The 14,507-nt window shown below is 66.6% G+C and carries 13 protein-coding genes and 2 tRNA genes; 3 read left to right on the top strand and 12 right to left on the bottom strand.

Going from position 1 to position 14,507, the window contains the following annotated elements:
- Positions 1-76 precede the first annotated feature (76 nt).
- Positions 77-583 carry an acyl-CoA thioesterase gene (locus OKW37_RS18265; RefSeq protein WP_090801232.1) on the top strand — a complete coding sequence of 169 codons (507 nt, stop codon included), beginning with the start codon at positions 77-79 and terminating at the stop codon, positions 581-583.
- Positions 584-593: 10 nt separating this feature from the next.
- Here OKW37_RS18265 and fumC read toward each other — a convergent pair whose 3' ends face one another.
- The 5 genes from fumC to OKW37_RS18240 form a co-directional block, all read right to left on the bottom strand.
- A complete protein-coding gene (gene fumC / locus OKW37_RS18260; protein WP_429404881.1) occupies positions 594-1,991 on the bottom strand; it encodes a class II fumarate hydratase in 1,398 nt (465 codons plus the stop codon).
- A gap of 15 nt (positions 1,992-2,006) precedes the next feature.
- On the bottom strand, positions 2,007-3,608 hold the full coding sequence (locus OKW37_RS18255) for a phospholipase D family protein (protein ID WP_429408370.1): 1,602 nt from the start codon (positions 3,606-3,608) through the stop codon (positions 2,007-2,009).
- A 250-nt stretch (positions 3,609-3,858) separates the two neighbouring features.
- Positions 3,859-4,818 (bottom strand): ketopantoate/pantoate/pantothenate transporter PanS, encoded by a 960-nt coding sequence (panS, locus tag OKW37_RS18250; protein ID WP_429404883.1) that lies wholly within the window; start codon positions 4,816-4,818, stop codon positions 3,859-3,861.
- A 333-nt stretch (positions 4,819-5,151) separates the two neighbouring features.
- The gene (locus OKW37_RS18245; RefSeq protein WP_429404885.1) at positions 5,152-6,576 is read right to left on the bottom strand and encodes an MATE family efflux transporter; all 1,425 of its coding nucleotides are present in this window, start codon (positions 6,574-6,576) and stop codon (positions 5,152-5,154) included.
- Between the two features lie 294 nt (positions 6,577-6,870).
- On the bottom strand, positions 6,871-7,089 hold the full coding sequence (locus OKW37_RS18240; RefSeq protein WP_013090085.1) for an RNA-binding S4 domain-containing protein: 219 nt from the start codon (positions 7,087-7,089) through the stop codon (positions 6,871-6,873).
- A gap of 339 nt (positions 7,090-7,428) precedes the next feature.
- Between OKW37_RS18240 and OKW37_RS18235 the strand changes: the two genes are divergently transcribed.
- On the top strand, positions 7,429-7,947 hold the full coding sequence (locus OKW37_RS18235) for a hypothetical protein (RefSeq protein WP_429404887.1): 519 nt from the start codon (positions 7,429-7,431) through the stop codon (positions 7,945-7,947).
- 73 nt (positions 7,948-8,020) lie between these two features.
- Positions 8,021-10,216, top strand: a complete 2,196-nt coding sequence (locus OKW37_RS18230; RefSeq protein WP_429404889.1) for an ATP-dependent helicase — start codon at positions 8,021-8,023, stop codon at positions 10,214-10,216.
- 89 nt (positions 10,217-10,305) lie between these two features.
- Here the strand turns inward: OKW37_RS18230 and OKW37_RS18225 are convergent, their stop codons facing one another.
- The 7 genes from OKW37_RS18225 to OKW37_RS18195 form a co-directional block, all read right to left on the bottom strand.
- A complete protein-coding gene (locus OKW37_RS18225; RefSeq protein WP_184061386.1) occupies positions 10,306-11,073 on the bottom strand; it encodes a DUF4088 family protein in 768 nt (255 codons plus the stop codon).
- A gap of 335 nt (positions 11,074-11,408) precedes the next feature.
- Positions 11,409-11,732, bottom strand: coding sequence for an AzlD domain-containing protein (locus OKW37_RS18220; protein WP_187612389.1), 324 nt, complete (start codon positions 11,730-11,732; stop codon positions 11,409-11,411).
- Entirely contained in the window at positions 11,729-12,490 is a 762-nt protein-coding gene (locus OKW37_RS18215; RefSeq protein ID WP_429404892.1) for an AzlC family ABC transporter permease, read from the bottom strand. Before OKW37_RS18215 ends, OKW37_RS18220 begins: the two co-directional genes overlap by 4 nt.
- 178 nt (positions 12,491-12,668) lie before the next feature.
- Positions 12,669-13,511: an AraC family transcriptional regulator gene (locus OKW37_RS18210; RefSeq protein ID WP_429404894.1), complete on the bottom strand. Its 843-nt coding sequence runs from the start codon at positions 13,509-13,511 to the stop codon at positions 12,669-12,671.
- Positions 13,512-13,631: 120 nt separating this feature from the next.
- Positions 13,632-14,108, bottom strand: coding sequence for a CreA family protein (locus OKW37_RS18205; RefSeq protein WP_090805411.1), 477 nt, complete (start codon positions 14,106-14,108; stop codon positions 13,632-13,634).
- Between the two features lie 159 nt (positions 14,109-14,267).
- A tRNA-Asn gene (locus OKW37_RS18200) sits at positions 14,268-14,343 on the bottom strand.
- Positions 14,344-14,405: 62 nt separating this feature from the next.
- Positions 14,406-14,481: transfer RNA gene (locus OKW37_RS18195), tRNA-Asn, on the bottom strand.
- Positions 14,482-14,507 lie beyond the last annotated feature (26 nt).

The following is a 14,507-nucleotide window of genomic DNA, read 5'->3' as shown; positions in this document are numbered from 1 at the left end:
ATCGACGCCGCGCCGCGCGCAATATTGCGCTCGTATAATCGCCTCCTTTCAATGCATCCGATTGACCGGAGTCAAGATGAGCACTGTTCCCACCGCACCGCTGGACCGTTCGGAAACCACCTTCCGCTTTCTCGCCGAGCCGACCTCGGTCAACTTCGGCGGCAAGGTGCATGGCGGCGCGCTGATGAAGTGGATCGACGAAACCGCCTACGCATGCGCCGCGGTATGGTCTGGGCGCTATTGCGTGACGGTCAGCGTCGGCAATATCCGTTTCCGTCGGCCGATCCTCGTCGGCAATCTGGTCGAGCTGCGCGCGCGCGTCGTCGCGACGGGCCGCACCAGCATGCACATCCACGTGTCGGTGCACGCGGGCGACCCGAAGGGCGGCGAACTGCTGCAGACCACCGACTGTCTCGTCGTCATGGTCGCCGTCAACGAGAACGGCCATCCGGTGCCGGTGCCCGCCTTCCTGCCAGAGACCGACGAACAGAAACGCCTCGCCAGGTACGCGATGGACGTGAAGGAAGCGCTCGACGCGATCGTCGAGCTGAAGCCGGAAGAAGTCGCGCAGGGAAAGATCTAAGCGCGCATCATCATGCGGTGCGTCCGACCATATCCTTCGGTCGCACCCACTCGTCGAACTGCTGCTCGGTGACATAGCCGAGCGCCAGCGCCGACGCCTTCAGCGTCGTGCCTTCCTTGTGCGCCTTCTTCGCGATCTGCGCGGCCTTGTCGTAGCCGATGTGCGGATTGAGCGCCGTCACCAGCATCAGCGATTCGTTGAGCAAGGTATCGATGCGCTCGTGATTCGGCTCGATGCCGGCCGCGCAGTTGTCGTTGAAGCTGTGCGCGCCGTCGGCGAGCAGGCGCACCGACTGCAGCACGTTGTGCGCGATCATCGGACGGAACACATTGAGCTCGAAGTTGCCGCTCGCGCCGCCGATGTTCACGGCGACGTCGTTGCCGAACACCTGCGCGCACAGCATCGTCAACGCTTCGGACTGGGTCGGATTGACCTTGCCCGGCATGATCGAGCTGCCCGGCTCGTTTTCGGGGATCGACAGCTCGCCGAGACCGCAGCGTGGGCCGCTCGCGAGCCAGCGGATGTCGTTGGCGATCTTGTTCAGGCTCGCGGCCACCGTTTTGAGCGCGCCGTGCGCGAATACCAGCGCGTCGGCGGCTGCCATCACCTCGAACTTGTTCGGCGCCGACACGAACGGTAGACCGGTCAGCTTGCCGATCGCGGCGGCGACGCCGTCTGCGAACTTCGGGTGCGCGTTCAGTCCCGTGCCGACCGCGGTGCCGCCCTGCGCAAGCTCGTACAGATGCGGCAACGCCGACTCGACGTGCCGGATGCCGTGCTCGAGCTGCGCGACATAGCCCGAGAATTCCTGGCCGAGCGTGAGCGGCGTCGCGTCCTGCAGGTGCGTGCGGCCGATCTTGACGACGTCGGTGAACGCTTTCGCCTTGCCGTCGAGCGTGTCGCGCAACGTCTTCAGCGCGGGCAGCAGATGCTTGACGATGGCATCCGCGGCAGCCACGTGCATCGCGGTCGGAAACACGTCGTTCGACGACTGCCCGCGATTCACGTCATCGTTCGGATGCACCTTGCGCGCTTCGCCGCGCTCGCCGCCGAGCAGCTCGCTCGCGCGGTTCGCGATCACCTCGTTCAGGTTCATGTTGGTCTGCGTGCCCGAGCCGGTCTGCCAGACCGCCAGCGGAAATTCGTCCGGATGCTTGCCGTCGATGATCTCGTCGGCCGCCTGCATGATCGCGTGGGCCTTCTGCTCGTCGAGCACACCGAGGCCGAGGTTGACCTCGGCGGCCGCGCGCTTGATCACCGCGAGCGCGGTGATCAGCTCGGGCGACTGCTTTTCCGTCGAAATCTTGAAGTTCTGCAGCGAGCGCTGCGTCTGCGCACCCCACAGGCGGGCGTTCGGCACCGCGATTTCGCCGAACGTGTCGCGCTCCATCCGTACGTCTTCAGTCATGGTTGACTCCGCTTCTCAAAGTTCCGAGTTGACAGGCAATAACGAGAATAGACCCGTTAGCGCATTCCGGTAAAAACCGGCCTGCGGATCGAAAATGTAGGTGCGTGTCTGGCCGTTCTCGACGTCGGTCCAGACGAGCGGCGACAGGGGCGCGCCGATCGAGCGCAGATAGGCGAGCTGGGCCGCGTCGGCGAGCGTCACGTGGTAGCTGTGATCGGGCTGGATGGCACGCTCGAAGATGTTGGCGACCTGATTCGCGAGTTCGGGGCTGTGGATCACGAGTGCGAGCTCGGTGTTCAGATTGGCCGAGCGCGGGTCGAGGTTCATCGAGCCGATGACGAGAATCTGGCGGTCGATCACATAAGTCTTCGCATGCAAACTCGCGCGCGAACGCGAGCCGACCAGCCCCACGTTCGGCGTGTCCTGGTATGACCTGAATTCGTACAGTTCGACGCCTGCCTTTAGCAGCGGCACCCGGAACGGGCTGTAGCCGGCCTGCACGGCGACCGCGTCGGTAGCCGCGAGCGAGTTGGTCAGCACTGCGATGCGGATGCCGCGGCGCGTGAGCTCCCCGGCCGCCTGCACGCCCGACGCGTGCGGCACGAAGTAGGGCGACACGATCAGGAAGTCGTGCTGCGCGTCGCGCATCAGTTCGCGCAGCCGCGCGAGCGGCGGGCTCACGTAGTCCGGCGACGGATGCGCGATCTTCTCCGGCAGGTCCGCCCTGAATTCCGCACCCGCCCACGTGAGGCCGAGCTGCTCGCTCGTAATCTGCGCGGCGAGCGGCGTCGCGTTCAGCGGTTTCGCGTTGTACGGATCGGCATGGGTGCGCCAGTGGTGGCGCAGGTCGTCGCGCGTCCGGTCGAGTTCTTTCTGGTCGAATTTCTGCTTGTTCAGCGCACGCAGCGGATAGGCGAGGTCGCTGTTCCAGTAGTCGTCGAAACTCGCTGAGACGTCGGCGACGATCGGGCCCGCCGCGAGCACGTCCATGTCGCGGAACTGCAGCGTTTCGCTGGCGCTGAAGTACTCGTCGCCAAGATTGCGCCCGCCGACGATCGCGAGCTGGTTGTCCGCGATCATCGCCTTGTTGTGCATGCGGCGCGTGAAGTGGCCGATCTGCGTGAATACGTTCGTGGTGCGCTCGAACATGCCCTGCTGGGCGCTGCCGAACGGATTGAAGACGCGAATCTCGATGTTGTCGTGCGAGTTCAGCCCCGCCATGATGCGGTCGATGTCCTTGAAGTTCAGATCGTCGACCAGCATGCGCACGCGCACGCCGTGATCGGCCGCATACAGCGCGGCGCCGAGCAGCAGCTTGCCGGTGGTGTCCTCGTTGGCAATGTAGTACTGCATGTCGAGGGTTTTGGTCGCCGCGCGCGCGAGCGCGATGCGCATCTGCAGCGCGTCGGTGCCGTTCGCCAGCACGCGAAAGCCCGACTGCTCCGGATGCTTCGCCTCGAACGGCGCGAGCGCTTCGCGCAGCGGCGTATCCGCGGTGGCGGGGAGTGCGTGCGTGAGCTGGCGGTTGAACGCGGTGGCGGGCGGCTTCGTCGCGCAGGCGGTCACCAATGCCGCCGCGCAACAGAGCAGGAAAAATTGCCTCGTCGTGCTGACTATCGAGTGGCGGCGCGCGGCCCGCCGAGGTTGTTCGAATTGGCCCTGCACGCTGTTTTCCCCTTGTTTTGCAAGCTTTTCGCGTGGCGACAGCGAAGGCCTGCGCACGCTGTCGAGAAAACCATTCTAAGGGAATTGGGGCGCGTGTTCGTCGTTCGTCCGCAAACGCAGCAGCGTGCCGCGCGTCGGTCGGGAGCGCGCCGCGGTTCGGTGATCCATCACCCGATGCGAACCGCGGCGCGCGGACGCTCTATCAGACGCGCCCGGCGTGCAGCGCGCGCTCGCCGTCGGGATGGGTCGAGCCTTTCGCCGGGCGACCCGCCCACACTCCCGCGAGCAGCGAGCCCGACAGGTTGTGCCAGACCGAGAACAGCGCACCCGGCAGCGCGGCGAGCGGCGTGAAGTAGAGCTTGCCGAGCGTCGCGGCGAGACCGGAGTTCTGCATGCCCACTTCGATCGCGAGCGTACGGCAGACGGCTTCGTCGAAACCGAGCAGACGGCCGCCCCAGTAGCCGCCGAGCAGGCCGATGCCGTTGTGCAGGATGACGCCGACCATCACGACGAGGCCCACCGACGCGATGCTCTTCTGCGTGCCGCCCACCACCGCGCCGATGATCAGCACGATCGCGACCATCGACACGAGCGGCAGGATCGGTTCGATCTTGCGCACGAGCTTGCCGAACAGATGATTGACGACGAGACCGACGACGATCGGCAGCGCGACTATCTGCAGGATGCTCATCAGCATGCCGTGCACGTCGACGACGATCGACGCGTCGACGTAAAGGCGCGTGAGCAGCGGGGTCGCGAACACGCCGACGAGCGTCGACAGCGCGCTGATCGTCACCGACAGCGCGACGTCGCCGCGCGCGAGATAAATCATCACGTTCGACGCGGTGCCGCTCGCGACGCTGCCGACCAGCACCATGCCGGCGGTCAGGTCGGGCGGCATGCGCAGCGCCTTGGCGATGACCCACGCGGCGAGCGGCATCACGAGGTAGTGCAGCACGATGCCGGCGATCACCGGCGCGGGCCGCGAAAACACGCGCAGGAAATCGCCGGCCGACAGCGTGACGCCCATCGCCAGCATGATGATCGTGAGGAGCGTGGTGACGTGCGGCGCAACGCCGGAAAACGAGGCCGGCGAGAAGTACGCGGCGACCGAGACGAGCACGGCCCAGAGCGGGAACAGGCGGGTGACGCGGGCAAGCATGGCGGGTGGTCCTTGGTTATGTTGTATCGCGGGAAAGTGGGGCTGCGGCGCGGCCGGGTGTCGGCTGACGGCTGGCGTTGCGGCGTTTGCCGCGCCAAAGCGGGTGAAGCGGCTACGGCAAGCGCCATGTCGAAAGCGCGGCAAAAACGGGCGGCCAATTGAAGCCGCACGCGAAGCGGGCAATGGTGAGCGCGCGAGCGGCGCCAGTCCGGCGCCTGCCTTCGTGAGGCGCGCCGTCGTGCGGTTCGTGACGCGTGAGCGCGGGTTAGCGCTCGCGTGCCGCGGCAGCCATTTTACCTTTTACAGGGAGTGCTTCAGGAGTGGAGCGTACGGCTACTTCGCTCGAACCGAGCGCGCGGGCGGCGTGGCCGATGCCGCCGTCGGCGCCTGCCGCCGGCTCAGCCTGTGAAAACGCAGCGTCATCAGCAGCGCGACGCTCGCGAGACCTGCGGCGAGTCCCCACCACAAGCCGCGCGCGCCGAGGCCGGCGTGAAACGCGAGCAGATAGCCGGTCGGAAAACCGATCACCCAGTAGCCGAACGCGGCGGCGATCATCGGCACGTGCGTGTCCTTCAGGCCGCGCAGACAACCGGAGCCCACCGCCTGCATCCCGTCGACGATCTGGAAAATCGCCGCCACGCCGAGCAGCGAACTGGCGAGCGCGATGGTCGGGGCGTTGGCCGGGTCGTCCAGATGCAGATACAGACCGACGATCCAGTGCGGCGCGGTGATCAGCACGAGGCCCGACATCGACATGAAGCCGACGCCGAGTGCGAGCGCGACGAAGCCCGCGTGGCGCGCGGCGAGCGGCTGACCGGCGCCGGCCCAGTAGCCGACCCGCACGTTGGCCGCCTGGCCGATCGACAGCGGCACCATGAACGCGACCGACGCGACGTTCAGCGCGATCTGATGCGCGGCCAGTTGCGATTCGCCGAGCAGGCCGACCATCAGGCCAGTGGCGAGGAACAGCGTCGACTCGACGCCGTAGGTGATCGCGACCGGCCAGCCGATGCCGAACAATTCGCCCATCAACGGCAGCTTCGGCCGCGTCGCGACGACGAAATGGCGGAAGCGCGGCCGCAGATGCAGCAGCGCCATCAGCACGAGCGCGGTCAGCCACACGGTGATCGTGGTCGCGGCCGCCGAGCCGAGAAAACCCAGCCGCGGCAGCCCGTACGCGCCGTGGATGAGCCCGTAGTTCAGGAAGCCGTTCACGCCGACGCTCGCGATCGACACCCACAACAGGCGCCGTGCCGCGCCGATCGCCGGCAGAAACGAGCGCATCAGGCCGACGCCGATCAGGCTCGCGGGTGCGCCCCAGCGCAACACCGCCGCGTATCGGCCGACGTTGTGCGCGAGCAGGCCCGGCTCGCCGACCGCGAGCAGGATCCTCGACGCGAACGACAGCAGGATGAACGCCGGCACCGACAGCAGCACCGACAGCACGAAACCGGTCCAGTAAATATGCGGCACCCGGCCGTCGTCCTGCGCGCCGCGCGCGTGCGCGACGCTGACGCTGACCGAGGTCAGCACGCCCTGCAGCAGCGTGACGACGACGAAAAAGAGGTTCGCGCCGAGGCCGCCGGCGGCGAGCGCATCGGGGCCGAGCGAGCCGAGCAGGATCGTGTCGGTGACGCTCATCGCCATTTGCGACAGTTGCGCGATCGCGAGCGGCGCGGCGAGCCGCGCGGTGTCGGCCGCGTGGCGGGATAGGGTCGGCGGCCGGCTGGCCACGCGAGCGAAGCTGGGTTGAGTCATCGAATGCCTGACGGCGAAAAGTGGCAGCGGTGGCAACAGCGGTGGCAACAGCGAAAGGCGGGCGCAAGCGGCGCCGCATTGCATCTCGCCGCGCGCGCCGACGGGCGTTGGAGCGGCCGGGCAGCGGGCGGGAAAAAACCGCGACACGGCGCCGAGCCGGTCAGCCGACTCCTCGCCCGTGGCGCGGTCCGTCGTGTACCTGTCGAAACCGACAGCTTATTGCCTCCCCCGGCCGCTGTCGATGGACGACGCACAATTCTGGTGCGTGCCGTCCTGCGATTTTCCGGACTGCCGTCAGCCTTCGTGGACCGCGATCCGCGTATCGCCGAGCAGCACGACCTGGCCCGCGCGGATCTTGCAGGTCTTACGCGTCTCGACCCGGCCATCGACCATCACGGCGCCGTCGGCAACCATCATTTTCGCGGAGCCGCCACTATCCGCGAGGCCCGTGATCTTCAGCAGATTGTGGAGTTCGACGTATTCGCCGGTCAGCGTGAAATTGAGGTTGGGCATGGCGTTTGCACCTTTGGGCACGGGGTCGCGTTGGGGTTCGCATCATAAGGCAAGCGCACCCGGAGCGGCGGCGCGGCCATCCAGCGAGCCCTTCGCGCAAGCAAATGAAAGTAGATGTTATTCAGTTGTCGGAAAGTGAAACGTTCCGTAACGCTGGTCGCACCGAATGGATTTCACTCCTAGAGTGCAGTTCAGCAGCAAAGCCCGCTGGCTTCCGGGATCGCTCCCCGGCCGCCCATCCAGCGACGCACAGACCGGACGAGGCGCGCGCGACGTTCCGTCATCACGACGCCAGAGAGTCCGCCCGTGTCACAACAACTCCATCCAGAGAGGATAGCCATGACCCAGATTCGTTCGCTCCTGATCGGTACCGCCCTCACTGCCTTTGCCGCGACGGCGGCCATTGCGCAGACCGCGCAGCCGGCAGCAGGCATCGGCGCTCAGGCGCAGATCCAGAGCCAGGGCGCCGCCGGCATGGCGCCGCCGTCCGCGGCTGGCGCCCAGCGCATGCAGGTGGCGCCTTCGACGCAAGGCATGCAGCAAGTCCCGGGCGCACCCGCCGCGCAAGGGGTCGAGGCGCCGCCGCCGGCCCGTTTGACGGCTTCGGGCTCCACCGACCCGCTCGTGCAGAAGCGCGACGCCGATGCGAAGGCCAACGCCGAGTATCGCGCGGCCAGGAAGTCCTCGAAAGCGGAATTGAAGGCGGAGCAGAAGGCCGCGAAGGACCAGTACAAGGAGCAGGTGCGCGGCGCGAAGCTGAACCAGAAGGCGGACAAACAGACCGCCAATAACGAAATGAAGATGAACATGGAAGGGCAGGGTGCCGCGCAGGGCGATGGCGCGGACGTCAAGCACTAAGCCCTGCTGGATGCCGCGGCGTAAACCGGCGGATAGGCGCCCGAAAAAAGGGGCGCTTGTCGCATGAGGTTGTATGGATATACAGTCTGCGTCGCATCCTGAAGATCCATCCAACCCGCGAAACCGATCAGTGTCTACCGTCGCCGAATCCGCTCCGTCGTTCGATACCGCCGCCTGGCTAGCGAAGCTCAACGACGCCCAACGCGAAGCCGTCGAATACGGGACCGACACGCCAGACGCGCTGCCCGGCGCACTGCTCGTGATCGCGGGCGCCGGCTCCGGCAAGACCAACACGCTCGCGCACCGCGTCGCCAATCTGGTGGTGAAGGGCGCCGATCCGCAGCGCATCCTGCTGTTGACCTTCTCGCGCCGCGCGGCGCTCGAAATGATCCGCCGCGTGACCCGCATCGCGGGCGCTGCGGCCACTACCGTCGGCCCACGCGCCGCGCTCGCGCAAGGGCTCACGTGGGCGGGTACCTTCCATAGTGTCGGCGCGCGGCTGTTGCGCGAATACGCGGATCTGATCGGCCTCGCGCCCGCGTTCACGATCAACGACCGCGAAGACTCCGCCGACCTGATGAACCTCGTGCGCCACGAGCTTGGACTGTCCGCGAAGGAGCGGCGCTTTCCGGCGAAGGGCACCTGCTTCGCGATCTACTCGCGTGTCGTCAACACCGGCGCATCGCTCGGCCAGGTATTGGACCGCGCGTTTCCGTGGTGTCGCGAGTGGGAGGGCGATCTGCGCCGGCTGTTCGCCGCATACGTCGACGCCAAACAGAAGCAGAGCGTGCTCGACTACGACGATCTGCTGCTCTACTGGTCGCACATGGCCGCCGAGCCCAGCATCGCGGCCGATCTGTCGGCGCGTTTCGATCATGTTCTGGTCGACGAATACCAGGACACCAACCGCCTGCAGGCGTCGATCCTGCTCGCGATGAAGCCGGACGGCCGAGGCCTGACCGTGGTCGGCGACGACGCGCAGTCGATCTATTCGTTTCGCGGCGCGACGGTGCGCAATATCCTCGACTTTCCCACGCAGTTCGAGCCGCCCGCCAGGCAGGTCACGCTCGAGCGCAACTATCGCTCGACCGAGCCGATTCTCGCCGCGTCGAACGCGGTGATCGAACTCGCGAGCGAGCGCTACACCAAGAATCTGTGGACCGACAAGGCGTCGGCGCAGCGCCCGCGCCTCGTCACGGTCGCCGACGATGCCGCGCAAGCTCGCTACGTCGTCGAGCAGGTGCTCGAAGCGCGCGAGCAGGGCGTGAAGCTGAAGTCGCAGGCGGTATTGTTTCGCGCCGCGCATCACAGCGCCGCGCTCGAGATCGAGCTCACGCGCCGCAACATTCCATTCGTCAAGTTCGGCGGGCTCAAATTTCTCGACTCGGTGCATGTGAAGGACGTGCTCGCGGTGCTGCGCTGGGCCGGGAATCCGCGCGATCGCGTCGCCGGCTTTCGCGTCGTGCAGCTGCTGCCGGGCGTCGGCCCGGCCACCGCGGCGAAGGTGCTCGACGACATCGTCGTGCGCGCGGACGGCGGCGATCCGGTCGCGACCGCGGGCGGTGTGCTGGCCGCGTTTGCGGCGCCCGCGCGCACGCAGGAAGACTGGCATCCGTTCGTCAAGCTGATGTCGAGCGTGTACGGCCGGCAAACGCCGTGGCCCGCCGAGTTCGAGATGGTGCGGCGCTGGTACGAGCCGCATCTGGAGCGTAATCACGAGGACGCCGCGATCCGTCACGCGGACCTGCTGCAGATGGAAAGCATCGCGGGTACGTATCCGTCGCGTGAACGCTTCCTGACCGAATTGACGCTCGATCCGCCCGACGCGACCAGCGACGAATCCGGCGTGCCGCTGATCGACGAGGACTACCTGATCCTGTCGACGATCCATTCGGCGAAGGGTCAGGAGTGGCGCAACGTGTTCGTGCTGAACGGCGTCGACGGCTGTATTCCGTCCGATCTCGGCACCGGCAGCGACGAGGAAATCGACGAGGAGCGGCGCCTGCTTTACGTGGCGATGACGCGCGCGAAGGAAGACCTGCACATCGTCGTGCCGCAGCGCTTTTACGTGCACAACCAGACGCATCTGGGCGACCGCCATGTGTGGGCGTCGCGCACGCGCTTCATCGCCACGCCGATGCTGCCGCTGTTCGACGCCTATGCGTGGCCGCGCATTGCGGTGGCGAGCGCGCCGAGCGCGGCAGGGCTCGCCGCGGCCGCGCAGGCGAAGATCGAGATCGCGGCGAAGCTCAGGAAGATGTGGGATTGAGCGGCTAGCACCGCGCGTTGGGATCGACGCGCGGGCAGGGGGCGCATTTATCCGACGAAGGGACGTGCGCCGCGCGGGTCAGTGGAAGCTCAGCGCGACTGCCGCTGCTGTTGCTGCGCGACCGGAGGCGCCGGCACGAAGAAATTGCGCAGCCATGCCGCGAGCCGCGAGAACACGTCGTACGGCTCCTCGACGAAAATCTCCGGCTTCAAGAGCCGCAGATACTCCATGATCTGCTGCGCTTCCTGCTTCTGGAACGTGCCGTGCGAAATGCCTAGCCGCAACAGCCCACGCAGTTCGCCGAGCTTCTCGCGCGCGGTGCTGCCCACGCTCATCTCGCACGCGACCTTCGCCTCGTAGACGCGCTGACGCAGCGATTCGACGAGCCGCCATGCCGGCGTCTGCATCACTTCCTCGAGCGCCTGAATGTCCTGCACCGTGCTCTTGATCTGCGAGGCGAGGGGGTCGACCAGCGTCGCGTCGCCTTCCGCCTCCTTGACGATTGCGGCGGCCCAGTCGCGGCATTGCTTGGTGAGCTCCTCGGGCGTCCATTCCGAGCGCGCCGCGAAACCGAAGCCGAACTCGCCCGCCTGCCGCATCAGGATCGACACGACGTCCGGGAATTCCTTGTCGAGCGTGCGTTTGGCCCACGCGTACTGGCCGCCTTGCAGCATCCGCTGTACCGCGTGCTCGGTGAGCGGCACCATGTTGTCGAGCAGCTTGGCGCGTAAGAAATCCTCGAACGAAGGCGTCGCGAACTGCGGATCGAGCTTCAGCGAGACCCGTAAAAAGGCCTCGAAGTCCTTGCGCAGCGACGCGACGGTCTCGTCCTTGAGCTTCAGGGTGATTTGACCCATGTGTTATCCCGTTTAATGCGGCCGCGCGCGGCGCGCCGTCGCAAGATCGCCCGGCCGCGCGCGGACCGAGGCGATGCGACGCCGGTCGCCGACGCGCTTGATTCCAGCCTGTTGCCGCGTAACCAGCGGGACGACTCCCGATGAGCGGACCTCGACTGCATATCGGCGGGGTGGCGGGAAACTTGAGAGCGGCCCGGCGACGCGCGGGCGCTTTGGAGGGAAGCTTCGGGCAATGGCCCGCTTGGGAGTCGCTTGAACGGGAGTGCGCGGCCCGCGACGCGGCGAGGTGTCGACGGGACCGCTGATGAGTCGATGAGCGTAGAGACAGGGCGCGCTTACTTCAGCACCACGCACTGCCAGACGAAGAACACGCCTAGACCGACTGCGATCGTCAGCAGCGGCCGGCGCGTCAGCGCGCTAACGACGATCGCGGCGAGCGCGCCGACCAGCTGCGGATTGCGCCAGTTCAGCTCGGCGTTGTTGCCGTGCGGCGACACGGCCATCGGGACGATGATCGCGGTCAGCACGGTGACCGGCACGAAGCTAAGCGCGGTGCGCAGAAGCGGCGGGAACACGAGCCGGTCGCCGAGCACGAACACGGCCGCGCGGATCAACCATGTAATCGCCGCCATGCCGACGATCAGAACGACGTAGTTCATCGCGCGGTCTCCACGGGACGGCGCGCGCCACGCAGGTTCAGACGCGACATCGACAGCAGTACACCGACCGCGACTCCCGCGAACACTGCGCCGAGCAGGCCGAGCTTATACGGCCACGCCTGCCAGAAAAACGCCAGCGCGCCGGCGGTGACGGCCGCCGCGATATAGCGCAGCGCGACCAGTTGCGGCACGACGATCGCAATGAACGTCGCAACCATCGCAAAGTCGAGACCGAGCGACTGCAGGCCGGGGAAGGCCGAGCCGAACAGCAGGCCGGCGACGGTCCATAGCTGCCAGTTCAGATACATCGCGACGCCGGCGCCGAAGAAGTAGTACGGGCCGACCGTGCCCGGCTCGCGATGCCGGTAGTGCTCCCACGCGACCGCGAAGACTTCGTCGGTGAGCAGCGCGCCGAGCGCCCAACGCCAGCGCTTCGGCAGATGCGCGACGTGCGGTGCGAGCGTCGCGCTATACAGCACGTGACGCAGATTGACGACGAGCGTGGTCGCCCAGATCACGGCGAAGCTCGCATGCCCGGCGATCAGGCCGAGCGCGATGAACTGCGCGGAGCCCGCGAAAACGACGAGCGACATCAACTGGCCGTGCCACAGATGCAGCGGGCTGGAGGTCACGAGCGTGCCGAAAATGACGCCGAACGGCGCGGCGCCGACCATCATCGGGATGATGTCGCGCGCGCCGGCGGCGAATTCTTTGAGATGGCCGCCCCGGGTGGGCTGGCCTTGGGTGGAATCGGTCAATCTAAGCCTCCTTGATGTCGGAAGCATAGCGGCTGACCGGCGTTCGGACTTGTACGTTCTTGCGGCGGGTTGCGGATGGGGTGCTACGGTGTAGCGGGGGGATGGCTGATGACGGGCTGACGGATTGCGGCGGCACGCTCACGGCGCGCGGTGCAGGCGCCGGCGGTGCCACATCGCGTTACGAACCGCGCTGCGTTCCTTGCCATTGGCCCGGCGGCACGCCGAACATGCGCCGGAAATGCCGCGTGAAATGGCTCTGATCGGTGAAGCCGCTCGCGGCGGCGACGTCGGTCACCGGGACGCCGGCGCGCAACGGCGCGAGCGCGCGCTGCAGGCGCACCTGATTGCGCCACGCGTGGGGCGGCAGGCCGGTCGATTGGGTGAATAGCCGCGCCGCGTGGAACGGCGACAGACCCGCTGCCTTCGCGACCTCGGCGAGCGTCACCGGTTCGACGAGGTCGCCGGTCAGACGCTCCTGCATCAGTGCGACGCGAGTGTCGTCGGTGGCGACGCGAGCGGCGGCGGGGCGCGTCCGCGCATAGCGGACCAGCAACGTGGACAGCGCGTCGAGCATCGCGGTTTCGGCGGCGAGCGCGTCGTCGCCGGCTTCGAGCAGACGGTGGGCGTGCGCGAGCCGCGTCGCGAGATCGGAATCGCGGATCACGCCGGGCGCGAACCACGGTAAGGCCTGCGGCTTGCCGGCGACTTCGTCGGCCAGCGCGCAGAGGAACCCGACCGGCGCGTACATCACGCGATAGCGCCAGCCCGCCTCGACCGCCTTCGACCCCGTGTGCAACTCGCCCGGGTTGATGACCGGCACGCTGCCCGCTTCGGCGACATGGTGCTCGCCGTTATACCGATAGCATTCCGCACCCGCGACGATCACCGGGATCGTGTAGGCGTCGTGCCAATGCGGCGCGAACTCGTGATCGTGATATTCGGCGGTGAGCAGATCCGCGCCGGGCAGTAGCGGCGTGCGCCAGTAGCGGGCGGAATCGCGGAAACGAGGGGTGGCGGTCATGAGGAAAGTCTGGCTGGACCGGTCAGTTTAACGCGTCGTTGTCGGGGACGGCGGCGGGTGTGCAGCGCCGCGCCGCGTGCCGCGGGTGCCGTCAATTGCCGGTACTTGTCCTGACTTGCCTTACTTGACCGGAATCGTCGTGCCAGTGGGCATCGGCACGGCGCTCACGCTGTTTTTCGCGCTGCCGCTGACGACGCGGTCGCTGTAGGTCAGATAGACCAGGGCGTTGCGCTTCGTGTCGACCACGCGCACCACGTGCAGCGACTTGAAGATCAGCGACATGCTGACCGAGAACACGTCGTCCTTCTGCTTGACGGGGCCGGTGAAATGCAACTCCCCGAGCTGGCGGCACGCGATCGACGCCTCGGTCGGATCTTCGGCGATGCCGAGCGTGCCTTTGACGCCGCCCGTCCGCGCCCGCGACACGTAGCAGGTGACGCCTTGCACGATGGGATCGTCATAGGCCTCCACGACCACGCGGTCGGAGCCGGTAACGTGAAAATTCGTATTGACGCTGGCGATTTCTTCGCCGCGCGCCGAAGAAAGCAGCAGGGCGCCGGCGGCCGCGAGCGCGATGCGTAGCGAGGTGGATTTCATGAGCGTGCCGGTTGAGTGTCTGGAGTGGGCCGGCGCCAGAGCGGGGCGAAACGTGCGCCGTGAAGGCGCCATCGTATAACGGCGCGCGGCGCGCGTGAGGCTGTCCGTCGTGGCACAAAAACAAAAAGGCCCGCATGGATGCGGGCCTTTCAAAATTTTTGGCTCCTCGACCTGGGCTCGAACCAGGGACCTACGGATTAACAGTCCGGCGCTCTACCGACTGAGCTATCGAGGAACAGCAGTACAACTTGATCTACATAAAAAAAACCCGTCTGATTAACGGGCTTTTGCAATTCTTGGCTCCTCGACCTGGGCTCGAACCAGGGACCTACGGATTAACAGTCCGGCGCTCTACCGACTGAGCTATCGAGGAACAGAACAACAACAGCAGAGAAACGA

Source organism: Paraburkholderia sp. MM5482-R2, from assembly GCF_050436125.1.
Lineage (GTDB): Bacteria > Pseudomonadota > Gammaproteobacteria > Burkholderiales > Burkholderiaceae > Paraburkholderia > Paraburkholderia tuberum.
This window is presented reverse-complemented; position numbering and strand designations above follow the sequence as displayed.

What these genes read in the sequence shown, in the direction of transcription:
- OKW37_RS18230 (WP_429404889.1), top strand. Translation starts at nt 8,021, where the DNA reads ATGGATATACAGTCTGCGTCGCATCCTGAAGATCCATCCAACCCGCGA.
- OKW37_RS18240 (WP_013090085.1), bottom strand. Translation starts at nt 7,089, where the DNA reads ATGCCCAACCTCAATTTCACGCTGACCGGCGAATACGTCGAACTCCAC.
- OKW37_RS18225 (WP_184061386.1), bottom strand. Translation starts at nt 11,073, where the DNA reads ATGGGTCAAATCACCCTGAAGCTCAAGGACGAGACCGTCGCGTCGCTG.
- OKW37_RS18265 (WP_090801232.1), top strand. Translation starts at nt 77, where the DNA reads ATGAGCACTGTTCCCACCGCACCGCTGGACCGTTCGGAAACCACCTTC.
- OKW37_RS18235 (WP_429404887.1), top strand. Translation starts at nt 7,429, where the DNA reads ATGACCCAGATTCGTTCGCTCCTGATCGGTACCGCCCTCACTGCCTTT.
- fumC (WP_429404881.1), bottom strand. Translation starts at nt 1,991, where the DNA reads ATGACTGAAGACGTACGGATGGAGCGCGACACGTTCGGCGAAATCGCG.
- OKW37_RS18245 (WP_429404885.1), bottom strand. Translation starts at nt 6,576, where the DNA reads ATGACTCAACCCAGCTTCGCTCGCGTGGCCAGCCGGCCGCCGACCCTA.
- panS (WP_429404883.1), bottom strand. Translation starts at nt 4,818, where the DNA reads ATGCTTGCCCGCGTCACCCGCCTGTTCCCGCTCTGGGCCGTGCTCGTC.
- OKW37_RS18205 (WP_090805411.1), bottom strand. Translation starts at nt 14,108, where the DNA reads ATGAAATCCACCTCGCTACGCATCGCGCTCGCGGCCGCCGGCGCCCTG.
- OKW37_RS18210 (WP_429404894.1), bottom strand. Translation starts at nt 13,511, where the DNA reads ATGACCGCCACCCCTCGTTTCCGCGATTCCGCCCGCTACTGGCGCACG.
- OKW37_RS18220 (WP_187612389.1), bottom strand. Translation starts at nt 11,732, where the DNA reads ATGAACTACGTCGTTCTGATCGTCGGCATGGCGGCGATTACATGGTTG.